This window comes from Roseicyclus sp., assembly GCF_052168335.1.
GTDB lineage: Bacteria > Pseudomonadota > Alphaproteobacteria > Rhodobacterales > Rhodobacteraceae > Roseibacterium.
In genome coordinates this window covers 1-10,484 of record NZ_JBQLZP010000474.1, presented here as the reverse complement: position 1 = coordinate 10,484, position 10,484 = coordinate 1, and the positions used below count along the sequence as shown (strand labels likewise).

Here is a 10,484-nt window from a genome sequence, read left to right as displayed (position 1 = left end):
ATATAGGGTCCGGCCGACCGGATGCCATAGATGTTTCGCGCGGGCGGGAGGCCAGGTTCCATGGAGAAGATCGTCGTCGTCGGGGCCGGACAGGCGGGCGCCTCCTGCGTGGCCAAGCTGCGCTCCGAGGGCTTCGCGGGGTCGATCACGCTGCTCGGGGAGGAACACGCGCCGCCCTACCAGCGCCCGCCGCTGTCGAAGGCCTATCTCCTGGGCGAGATGGCGCTCGAGCGGCTCTATCTCCGGCCCGAGAGCTACTATGCCGAGAGCGGGATCGAGCTCAGGCTCGACACGACGGTGCAGGCGATCGACCGGCGCGACCGCGTCGTCATCGCGGGCGGCCAGGCGGTGCCCTACGATGCGCTGGTCCTCGCCACCGGGTCTGTTCCGCGCCGGCTTCCCGGCAGCATCGGCGGAGAATTGCGCGGCGTCCACGTGGTGCGCACGCTCGCCGACGTGGACGCGATGGCGCCTGGGATCGTCGCCGGGCGGCGGGCGCTCATCGTCGGCGGCGGCTACATCGGGCTCGAGGCGGCGGCGGTCTGCGCCAAGCGCGGCCTCGATGTCACGCTGATCGAGGCGGCGGACCGCATCCTCATGCGCGTCGCCTGCCCCGAGACCTCCGCCTGGTTCCGGGCGCTCCACGCGCGTCACGGCGTGCGGGTGCTGGAGGGCGTCGGCCTCACCTGCCTCACGGGCGTCGACGGCAAGGTCGCGGGCGCGATCCTGTCGGACAACACCGAGCATCCCTACGACATCGTCATCGCGGGCATCGGCATCACGCCCTGCACCGAACTGGCCGAGGCCGCGGGCCTCGAGATCGAGAACGGCATCCGCGTGGACGCGCGGGGGCGGACGAGCGATCCGGCCATCTGGGCCGCGGGCGACTGCGCGAGCCTGCCCTTCCGCGGGCGGCGAATCCGCCTCGAGAGCGTGCAGAACGCCATCGACCAGGCCGAGGCCGTGGCGCGCAACATCCTCGGCGCGGGCGAGGACTACGTGCCGCAGCCGTGGTTCTGGTCCGACCAGTACGACGTGAAGCTCCAGATCGCGGGCCTCAACACCGGGTACGACAACATCGTCATGCGTGACGGGGACGGGCGCTCGCACTGGTACTATGAGGGCGACACACTGCTGGCCGTCGACGCGATGAACGACCCGCGCGCCTACATGGTCGGCAAGCGCCTGATCGAGGCGGGGAGGTCTCCCGACAAGGCCGCCATCGCGGACCCGGCGACGGATCTCAAGGCGCTCCTGCGCGGATGAGAATCGTGGGTGGACGCTGGCGGGGCAAAGCGCTCGCCGAGGTCGGCGCGGGCGATGCCGAGGCCCACCTCCGCCCGACCTCCGACCGCGTGCGCGAGAGTCTCTTCAACCTTCTGACGAACGGGCGGCACGGCGACCCGGTCACGGGCGCGCGCGTCCTCGACCTCTTCGCCGGAACGGGGGCGCTCGGGCTCGAGGCGCTGTCGCGCGGGGCGGCGCATGTCACCTTCGTGGACAACGGCACGGCCGCCCGCGCCCTCCTCCGCGAGAACGTCGAGCGGTGCGGGGCTCAAGGCGTCGCGAAGGTCTTCCGCCGCGACGCGACCGACCTCGGCGCGCACAGGGGCCAGCCCTTCGACCTCGTCTTCCTCGATCCGCCCTATGCCCAGGGCCTCGGCGAGCGGGCCATGGCCTCCGCCGTCGCGGGCGGATGGATCGCGGCGGGCGCGCTGGTCGTCTGGGAGGAGTCCGTTCCGCCGCTGCCGCCGGCGGGCTTCGAGATCCTCGACGAGCGGAGCTATGGCGGCACGCGCCTCACGCTCCTCCGGGCGCCGTGATGCGGCCCGATCTGGTCATATTCGACTGCGACGGGGTTCTCGTGGACAGCGAGTGGGTCTCGGCGCGGGTGCTCTCGGCCAATCTCGCGCGCTACGGCCTCGACCTGACGGCGGAGCGCTGCATGGAGGTCTTCATCGGCGGCACGATGGCGGGCGTGATGGAGAAGGCGCGCGGCCTCGGCGCGGCGCTGCACGACGACTGGGTGGCGGAGATCTACGGACTGACCTACGCCGCCCTCCGGCAGGGGGTGGAGCCGGTGGCGGGCATCCCCGATCTGCTCCTCCGCCTCGATGCGGAGGGGATCGCCCATTGCGTCGCCTCGAACGGGAGCGACGAGAAGATGGACATCACGCTGGGACGCACGGGTCTGGCCGCACGGTTCGCGGGGCGCCGCTTCTCGGCCCATGCCGTCGGCATCGCCAAGCCCGATCCGGGCCTCTTCCTCCATGCCGCGCGCGTGATGGGCGCCGACCCCGCGCGCTGCCTCGTCGTCGAGGACAGCCCGACCGGGGTGGAGGCCGCGCGCCGCGCCGGAATGCGCTGCCTCGGATATGCGCCGCACGGCGACGGCGCGCGCCTCGCCGCCCTCGGGGCCGAGATCGTCCGCGACATGGCCGAGGTGCCGGCTCGCCTCGGGCTCGGAGCCGCTGCGCCTTGAGCGGGGCGGCGCACCATTGTCCCGCCTGCGGGACGCGCCTTCCGGCCATGACGCGCTATCCCTGGTACATCTGCGCCCTCTGCCGCGAGCGGATCACCGACGCCGAGGGCCATCGCCTCGAATTCGCCAACACCCATGTCTCGGGCGGTTTCGCCTGGCGGCGTGCGGGCGAGGCGGCGTTCCGCGAGGCGCGCGGCTATCTGGGCCTTCTCGACGGGCGGCCGGTGCGCGTCGGCGAGGCGCGCTTCGGCGGCATCGTGGCCGAGCCCGTCGCGTCCCCGCTCGGGCCGCTCGGCCCCGTCGAGGCGCCGGAGGAGGATTGAGCCTGTCCCGGATGCGCCGCGGGTCTTGTTTACGAGTCCTCAATATGGGACGCTCACCCTCGAGCGAGCGATAAACCGAAAAACACCCGACAGGCCCCTTCCGATGCTGGAGACCCGCCCGGACCCCTCAGCGCTTCTGCGCTCCGTCTTCGGATTCGAAGGCTTCCGTCCCGGGCAGGCCGAGATCGTGGGCGCCGTGGCCTCCGGGCGCAACGTGCTCGCCATCATGCCGACCGGCGGTGGCAAGTCACTCTGCTTCCAGCTTCCCGCCCTGATGCGCGAGGGCGTCACCGTCGTCATCTCGCCGCTCATCGCGCTGATGCGCGACCAGGTGCGCGGCCTGCGCGAGGCGGGCGTCAGCGCGGGCGCGCTGACCTCCGGCAACACGCAGGACGAGACGGACGCGGTCTGGCAGGCGCTGGAGGAGGGGCGGCTGAAGCTCCTCTACATCGCGCCCGAGCGGCTGGCCTCATCGGGGGCCGAGCGGATGCTGCGCCGCGCCGGCGTCTCGCTCATCGCCGTGGACGAGGCGCATTGCGTCAGCCAGTGGGGCCACGACTTCCGCCCCGACTACCTCAGGATCGGCGCGCTCCGCCGCGCGCTGGGCGTGCCGCTCGCCGCCTTCACCGCGACCGCCGACGCCGAGACCCAGGGCGAGATCGTCGCCCGCCTCTTCGACGGCGCGCCACCCGAGACCTTCCTGCGCGGCTTCGACCGTCCGAACCTGACTCTCGCCTTCGAGGTCAAGAACCAGCCCCGGCAGCAGATCCTCAGCTACGCCGCAGCCCGCAAGGGACAGTCGGGCATCGTCTATTGCGGCACGCGGGCCAAGACCGAGACGCTGGCGCAGGCGCTGCGCGAGGCGGGGCACGCCGCCGTCGCCTATCACGGGGGGATGGAGGCCGACGACCGGCGGCAGGTCGAGCATCGCTTCGCCACCGAGGACGGGCTGATCGTCGTCGCCACCGTCGCGTTCGGCATGGGCGTGGACAAGCCCGACATCCGCTGGGTCGCGCAGGCCGACCTGCCCAAGTCGATCGAGTCCTATTACCAGGAGATCGGCCGCGCCGGCCGCGACGGGGCGCCGGCCGACACGCTCACGCTCTACGGCCCCGACGACATCCGCTTCCGCCGGAGCCAGATCGACGAGGGCCTCGCGCCCCCCGAGCGCAAGGCCGCCGACCACGCGCGGCTGAATGCGCTCCTCGGTCTGGCGGAGGCCGTGTCCTGCCGCCGCCAGAAGCTGCTGGCCTATTTCGGCGAGGCCTCCGAGCCCTGCGGCAACTGCGACCTCTGCGCCGCGCCCCCCGCGACCTTCGACGCCACCGTGCCCGTGCAGAAGGCGCTCTCGGCGATCCTGCGCACGGGCGAGTGGTTCGGCACCGGCCACCTCGTCGACATCCTGACCGGCACGACGACCGAGAAGGTGCAGGCGCGCGGCCACGACCGGCTGCCGACCTTCGGCGTCGGGCGGGAGTTCGACCGCAAGGACTGGCAGGCCGTGTTCCGGCAGATGATGGGCCACGACCTCGTCCGGCCCGATCCCGACCGCCACGGCGCGCTGCGCCTGACCGAGGCCGCGCGCCCGATCCTGCGCGGCGAGGCGGAGATCACGCTGCGCAAGGACACGCTCGGCGCGACCGCGCGCCGCCCCGCCGCCAGGGCGCTGGTCTCCGAGGAGGACGCGCCGCTCCTCTCCGCGCTGAAGGCCAAGCGCCGCGCGCTGGCCGAGGAGGCGCGCGTGCCGGCCTACGTCATCTTCACCGACCGCACCCTGATCGAGATGGCCGAGACCCGGCCCCAGAGCCTCGACGAGATGGCGCGCGTCTCGGGCGTCGGCGCCACCAAGCTCGAGCGCTACGGCGCGGCCTTCCTCGCCGTCATCACCGGCGAGGCCGCCGCCCCCGCGCACCCGGCGCGCCGCAGGCTCGCGGGGCGCGAGGCGGGCGCCATCTACGACCGCCTCCTCTCCATCCAGGCCGAGCTCGCGCGCGGCGACAGCGGCCTCGACAAGCCGCTCTCCTGCTCTTCCGCGCAGCTCGCGAAACTGGCGGACATGCGCCCGACCGACCGCGAAACGGTCGAAAGGCTGATCGGCGACCGCCGGGCCGAGCGTTTCGCCGACGCCTTTCTGGACGTCCTGCGCGAGGCGGGCTAAGCGGCCCCGAAGACCCCGGATCCCGAGGAGGAACGTCCGATGCTGACCGTGATTTCCCCCGCCAAGCGGCTCGACTGGACCCCGCGCGAGGTCGCCGCGACCGAGCCCGCCTTCCAGGCCGACGCCGAGGCGCTGGCGGGCATCGCGCGCGGCCTCGCCCCGGACGAGCTCATGGACCTCATGGGGATCTCGCCGGATCTCGCGGCGCTGAATGCCGAGCGTTTCGCCCGCTTCGGCGACGGCGACAGGCGGCCCGCCGTCTTCGCCTTCGCGGGCGACACCTATGCCGGGCTCGAGGCCGCGACGCTCGGCGAGGACGCGCTGCGCTACGCGCAGGACCACCTGCGCATCCTCTCCGGCCTCTATGGTTTGCTGCGCCCCCTCGACGCGATCGAGGCCTACCGCCTCGAGATGGGCAGCCGGCTGAAGACCGAGCGCGGCGCCTCGCTCTACGAGTGGTGGGGCGAGAGGCTGGCCGAGGCGCTGAACGCGCAGGCGCGCGAGGTGGGCGCCAGGGTCCTCGTGAACTGCGCCTCGGTCGAGTACTTCTCCGCCGTCGACACCCGCGCCCTCGCGCTCGAGGTGGTCACGCCGGTCTTCCTCGAGGACAAGCCGGGCGGCCCGCGCATCGTCAGCTTCTTCGCCAAGAAGGCGCGCGGCGCCATGGCCCGCTTCGTCCTGGAGAACCGCCTGGCCGACCCCGCCCAGCTTCTCGCCTTCGACACCGGCGGCTACGTCCATGCCCCGGAGCTCAGCGAACCCGGCAAGCCCGCCTTCCTGCGCGCCGCCGCCTCCGAGGCCGCCGCGGCCTGACATCCCGAACCGCGAGTCGGCCGCCGGGTCAAGGATCGCCAGACCGCCGGAGGCGGCGCCCGGAACGGGCGTCCTTGAGGCGGCGGGCGACTCGCATCCACGCTTGGACCGGCCTGTTTGCCCGGCAGACCTGCCGGCAAACGGCCTCATCGCGAATGGCGCTGCCTGTCCGCCCGCGCCCATGGCCTGCCGGAGCGCGCCGGGCGCGCGGACGCGCCGCGAGGCGCCCCGCGCGCCCGGTCCGCCCGCCGGGCGGGCGGATACCGACCCCGGGATCGGAGCGCACGGTAGGACGGGAGTCGCCCCGCCGCACGCCGGCAGGACACCCCGTAGGGCGGGGCTCGCCCCGCCGCACGCGATCGCCCGCGAAGCGGGCGAAACCGCTTCTTCAATGGTCCTTGTGGGACTTCGCGAAAGCGTCCTTCTGGGCCTCGGTCGCCTCGGACTGGTACTTCGCCTTCCACGCGGCGTAGGGCATCCCGTATACGACCTCCCGCGCCGCTTCGCGGTCCATGTCGATCCCGCGCTCGGTGGCGGCCTCGTGGTACCAGCGCCCGAGGCAGTTCCGGCAGAACCCGGTGAGGTTCATCATGTCGATGTTCTGCACGTCCTTGCGCTCGTCGAGATGGGCCAGCAGCCGGCGGAAGGCGGCGGCCTCGAGTTCCAGTTTCGTCTGCGCGTCCATGTGGCGTCTCCTTCTGGCGTTTCTCAGACCTCGGCAATCCGCAGCGCCGCGTCAAGCATGGGCGCGAGGCGGCGTCCCCAGGCTTCCTGCGCGGCCGCCGTCCCGATCAGGTCGTTGCGGACCTCGACGAGGACATGCGGCCGCCCCGCCCGCACGCCGTGCCGGTCCAGCGCATCGCCCGGCAGGTGGCCCGAATAGGGCTGGTTGTCGCCCACGCAGAGGTCGGGCTCGGCGTTCAGGCGCGCCAGCAACGGCAGCGCGAGCCGCGTGTCGCCCGCGTAGAGCACGCCGACGTGCCAGGGACGGGGCGGGCGGCCGACGAATTGCTGCGTGAAGGAATGGACGGCGACGATCACCGGGGCCTCGCGCGCGGCGAGAAGCGCCTCGAGCCCGCGATGGTAGGGCCGGTGGAAGAGGTTCAGCCGCCGCTCGACCTCGGCCGCGTCCGCGTGCCGGTTCGCGGGGATGATCGAGCCGTCGTAGATCTTCATCACGAGGGTCGGATCGTCCCCCCCCCGGTTAGGGTCGATCACGAGGCGGGAGAAGTCCGAGAGGATCACCGGCGCGTCGAGCGCGCGTCCGAGCGCGCGCGCCACGCCCGCGGCCCCCACGTCGAAAGCGATGTGCCGCTCCATGTCGGCGCGCGGCAGGCCGAGGTCGCCGCCCGCGACCTCCGCCGGGACGCGGTTCGAGGCATGGTCGCAGGTCACGACCCAGCGCGCGCGCCGCTCCGCCCCTTCGATGTGGTAGGGTTCCGTCATGCCCCTGTCGCCTTGTCGTGCTCCGACGCAGGCACCTAGGCCAGCGGAAGGCCGAGGGGAAGGGACCTGCGGCGGCCTTCGCCAGGGATTTCGACACTGCGCGGTTGTCCCGCCGCCGGGAATACGCCAATACGTGGCGAAGGCCCGATGTGAGCGGTAACAGTGCGGCCCGGCGCTGCATTCCTTCAACGCCGTTGCCCGGGTAATTCGACAAGGCAGGGACAGGCGGACCCATGAAACGCGCAAGAAATGTCAAGATCGTCGCCACGCTCGGTCCGGCCTCGGACGGCTACGATATGATCCGCAAGCTCTTCGAGGCCGGGGCGGACGTCTTCCGCCTGAACATGAGCCACGGCGGCCACGACGAGATCCGCGCGCGCCATTCCGCGATCCGCCAGGTCGAGAAGGACACGGGCCGGCCCATCGCGATCCTCGCCGACCTCCAGGGCCCCAAGCTCCGCTGCGGCAGCTTCGCCAACGGCGAGGGCTACGACCTCGAGGACGGCGCGCCGTTCCGCTTCGACCTCAATCCGACGCCGGGCGACAAGCGGCGCGTGCAGCTTCCCCACAGGGAGATCTTCGATGCGATCGAACCGGGCTCGAGGCTTCTGGTGAACGACGGCAAGGTGCGCCTCCGGGTCGAGCGCTGCGGCCCCGACTTCGCCGACTGCACGGTGATCGCGGGCGGGCCCATCTCGAACCGCAAGGGCGTGAACGTGCCCGACGTGGTGCTGCCGCTCGCCGCGCTCTCCGAGAAGGACCGCAAGGACCTCGAGTTCGTCTGCCAGCTCGGCGTCGACTGGCTCGCGCTCAGCTTCGTGCAGCGGGCCGCCGACGTGCAGGAGGCGCGCGCCCTCGCCAAGGGCCGCGCCGCGATCCTCTCCAAGATCGAGAAGCCGGCGGCCGTGCAGGCCTTCGACGAGATCCTCGCCGTGTCGGACGGGATCATGGTGGCGCGCGGCGACCTCGGCGTGGAGCTCCCCGTCCACGCGGTGCCGCCGATCCAGAAGCGCCTCGTGCGCAAGTGCCGCGCGGCGGCGAAGCCCGTGATCGTCGCCACCCAGATGCTCGAGAGCATGATTGAGAGCCCGATGCCCACCCGCGCCGAGGTCTCGGACGTGGCGACCGCGCTCTACGAAGGGGCGGACGCCGTGATGCTGAGTGCCGAGTCCGCCGCCGGGAGCTACCCGGTCGAGGCCGTGACGACGATGCACAACGTCGCCGTCGAGGTGGAGGGCGACCCGACCTTCCGCGACATCATGCAGGCTTCCCGCGTGGTCAAGCGCAACTCCACCGCCGACGCGATCGTGGCCGCCGCGCGCGAGATCGCCGAGACCGTCGACATCAAGGCGATCTGCTGCTTCACCCAGTCCGGCAAGACCGCGGCCCTGGTGGCGCGCGAGCGTCCGCGCGTGCCGATCCTTGCGCTGACGCCGCTGATCGGCGTGGCCCGGCGGATGTGCCTGACCTGGGGGATCGTGAACTACGTCACCGAGGAGCAGCACCGCTTCAAGGGCGCGGTGGTCAACGCCGCGCGGGCCGCGCGCTCGGGCGGCTACGCGACCGAGGAGGACCAGATCATCGTCGTCGCGGGCGTGCCCTTCAACGTCCAGGGCTCCACCAACATCCTGCGTGTCGCGCCCTGCGCCGAGCGGCTGATCTACGCCACCGACCCGGAGTGACGGGCCGATGGTCGTGGGCACCGACATCCTGACCGTGCTCGCGACGCTGCTCTGCGCCGCCGCCTTCGCCTCGCTCGTGGCGAGCTGGGCCGGACGGGTCCGCCCGCGTCTCGCGCCCGTGGCTTTGCTGGCGGGGGTCGGCGTCCTGATCCTCGTTCACCTGCGCACGCCCGGCGGGCTCGCCTGGACCGACATCCCGGACAGCTTCATCCTCGTTGCGGCGCGCATCCTGAACTGAGGGCCGTCCGCGCCAGTGAGTCCGGTCACGCCTCATTCCCCACCTCTGGACAGCCCCCGCTTTCCCCTGTATGCGGCCCGCTCCAACGGTGCGTCCGGCCAGAACGGCATGCCGAGTCGCGCCCGAACCGCTCTACGCAAGACAGGAGACGGAAATGCCGAAGATGAAGACCAAGTCGAGCGCGAAGAAGCGCTTCAAGGTGACCGGCACCGGGAAGGTGATGGCGGCGCAGGCCGGCAAACGGCACGGGATGATCAAGCGGACGAACAAGTTCATCCGCTCGGCGCGCGGCACGCAGGTTCTGAGCGAGCCCGACCAGAAGATCGTCAAGACCTACATGCCCTACGACCGCTGAGGAGCCGCAGACATGTCCCGCACCAAAGGTGGAACCGTCACCCATCGCCGCCACAAGAAGGTTCTTGACGCGGCCAAAGGCTATTACGGCGCCCGGTCGCGGAGCTTCCGCACCGCGACGCAGGCCGTCGACAAGGCCAACCAGTACGCGACCCGCGACCGCAAGGTCCGCAAGCGGCAGTTCCGCGCGCTCTGGATCCAGCGGATCAACGCCGCCGTCCGCGCCGTCGACGCCGAGCTGACGTATTCGCGCTTCATCAGCGGTCTGGCGAAGGCCGGGATCGAGGTGGACCGCAAGGTCCTCGCCGATCTCGCCATCCACGAGCCCGACGCCTTCGGCGCCATCGTCGCGCAGGCGAAGGCCGCCCTCTGAGCTTCCGGTCATCCGGGTTGCGGGGCCGCCTTCGGGCGGCCCTTTGCGTTTCGGCCCCGCGCTTGCAATCCGGGGGCCGCATGGTAGGTGAAACGGCGCGAATTCGAGGCTGAGGCCGAAGACGGGGACGGGAAAATGGACGATCTGAACGCTCTGAAATCGGACTGGCTCGGCCGGATCGGGCAGGCGGCCGACGAGGCGGCCCTCGAGGAGCTGCGCATCGCCGCGCTGGGCAAGAAGGGCGACATCAGCCTCAGGATGCGCGAGCTCGGGCAGATGTCGCCGGAGGAGCGTCAGGTCGCGGGCCCCGCGCTGAACGCGCTCAAGGACGAGGTGAACGCCGCGCTGACGGCGAAGAAGGCCGCGCTGGCCGATGCCGCGCTCGACGAGCGGCTGAGGGCCGAGTGGCTCGACGTCACGCTGCCCGCGCGGCACCGGCGGGTCGGCACGATCCACCCCGTCTCCCAGGTGACGGAGGAGGTGACGGCGATCTTCGCCGACATGGGCTTCGCTGTGGCCGAGGGGCCGCAGGTCGAGACCGACTGGTACAACTTCGACGCGCTGAACCTCCCCGGCCACCACCCCGCGCGGGCGGAGATGGAGACGTTCTACATG

13 protein-coding genes are annotated in these 10,484 nt (G+C 71.8%); 11 read left to right on the top strand and 2 right to left on the bottom strand.

Translation table 11 applies throughout. The features are described from left to right. Positions 1–60 precede the first annotated feature (60 nt). From ACTS11_RS14660 to yaaA, 6 genes are all read left to right on the top strand, one after another. Positions 61–1,266, top strand: a complete 1,206-nt coding sequence (locus tag ACTS11_RS14660; RefSeq protein WP_442641044.1) for an NAD(P)/FAD-dependent oxidoreductase — start codon at positions 61–63, stop codon at positions 1,264–1,266. Next, positions 1,263–1,823, top strand: coding sequence for a 16S rRNA (guanine(966)-N(2))-methyltransferase RsmD (rsmD, locus tag ACTS11_RS14655; RefSeq protein ID WP_442641043.1), 561 nt, complete (start codon positions 1,263–1,265; stop codon positions 1,821–1,823). Before ACTS11_RS14660 ends, rsmD begins: the two co-directional genes overlap by 4 nt. Continuing rightward, on the top strand, positions 1,823–2,482 hold the full coding sequence (locus tag ACTS11_RS14650) for an HAD family hydrolase (protein ID WP_442641042.1): 660 nt from the start codon (positions 1,823–1,825) through the stop codon (positions 2,480–2,482). Before rsmD ends, ACTS11_RS14650 begins: the two co-directional genes overlap by 1 nt. A gap of 47 nt (positions 2,483–2,529) precedes the next feature. Next, on the top strand, positions 2,530–2,805 hold the full coding sequence (locus tag ACTS11_RS14645; protein WP_442641041.1) for a hypothetical protein: 276 nt from the start codon (positions 2,530–2,532) through the stop codon (positions 2,803–2,805). Between the two features lie 103 nt (positions 2,806–2,908). Then, a complete protein-coding gene (gene recQ / locus ACTS11_RS14640) occupies positions 2,909–4,963 on the top strand; it encodes a DNA helicase RecQ (RefSeq protein ID WP_442641040.1) in 2,055 nt (684 codons plus the stop codon). Between the two features lie 39 nt (positions 4,964–5,002). After that, entirely contained in the window at positions 5,003–5,776 is a 774-nt protein-coding gene (gene yaaA / locus ACTS11_RS14635) for a peroxide stress protein YaaA (RefSeq protein ID WP_442641039.1), read from the top strand. Between the two features lie 388 nt (positions 5,777–6,164). On the opposite strand, the gene ACTS11_RS14630 is transcribed toward yaaA, so the two are convergent. Together ACTS11_RS14630 and ACTS11_RS14625 are read right to left on the bottom strand one after the other, a co-directional pair. Next, positions 6,165–6,461, bottom strand: coding sequence for a DUF1244 domain-containing protein (locus ACTS11_RS14630; protein ID WP_442641038.1), 297 nt, complete (start codon positions 6,459–6,461; stop codon positions 6,165–6,167). Positions 6,462–6,484: 23 nt separating this feature from the next. Next, positions 6,485–7,222 (bottom strand): N-formylglutamate amidohydrolase, encoded by a 738-nt coding sequence (locus ACTS11_RS14625; RefSeq protein WP_442641037.1) that lies wholly within the window; start codon positions 7,220–7,222, stop codon positions 6,485–6,487. Between the two features lie 233 nt (positions 7,223–7,455). On the opposite strand from ACTS11_RS14625, the gene pyk reads away from it, so the two are divergent. The 5 genes from pyk to ACTS11_RS14600 form a co-directional block, all read left to right on the top strand. After that, positions 7,456–8,904 (top strand): pyruvate kinase, encoded by a 1,449-nt coding sequence (gene pyk, locus ACTS11_RS14620; RefSeq protein ID WP_442641036.1) that lies wholly within the window; start codon positions 7,456–7,458, stop codon positions 8,902–8,904. 7 nt (positions 8,905–8,911) lie between these two features. After that, the gene (locus ACTS11_RS14615; RefSeq protein WP_442641035.1) at positions 8,912–9,142 is read left to right on the top strand and encodes a hypothetical protein; all 231 of its coding nucleotides are present in this window, start codon (positions 8,912–8,914) and stop codon (positions 9,140–9,142) included. Between the two features lie 154 nt (positions 9,143–9,296). Continuing rightward, positions 9,297–9,497 (top strand): 50S ribosomal protein L35, encoded by a 201-nt coding sequence (rpmI, locus tag ACTS11_RS14610; protein ID WP_442641034.1) that lies wholly within the window; start codon positions 9,297–9,299, stop codon positions 9,495–9,497. A gap of 12 nt (positions 9,498–9,509) precedes the next feature. After that, positions 9,510–9,869, top strand: a complete 360-nt coding sequence (gene rplT, locus ACTS11_RS14605) for a 50S ribosomal protein L20 (protein ID WP_442641033.1) — start codon at positions 9,510–9,512, stop codon at positions 9,867–9,869. 135 nt (positions 9,870–10,004) lie between these two features. After that, a partial coding sequence (locus ACTS11_RS14600) for a tRNA ligase subunit PheS family protein (protein ID WP_442641032.1) occupies positions 10,005–10,484 on the top strand: 480 nt, incomplete at its 3' end.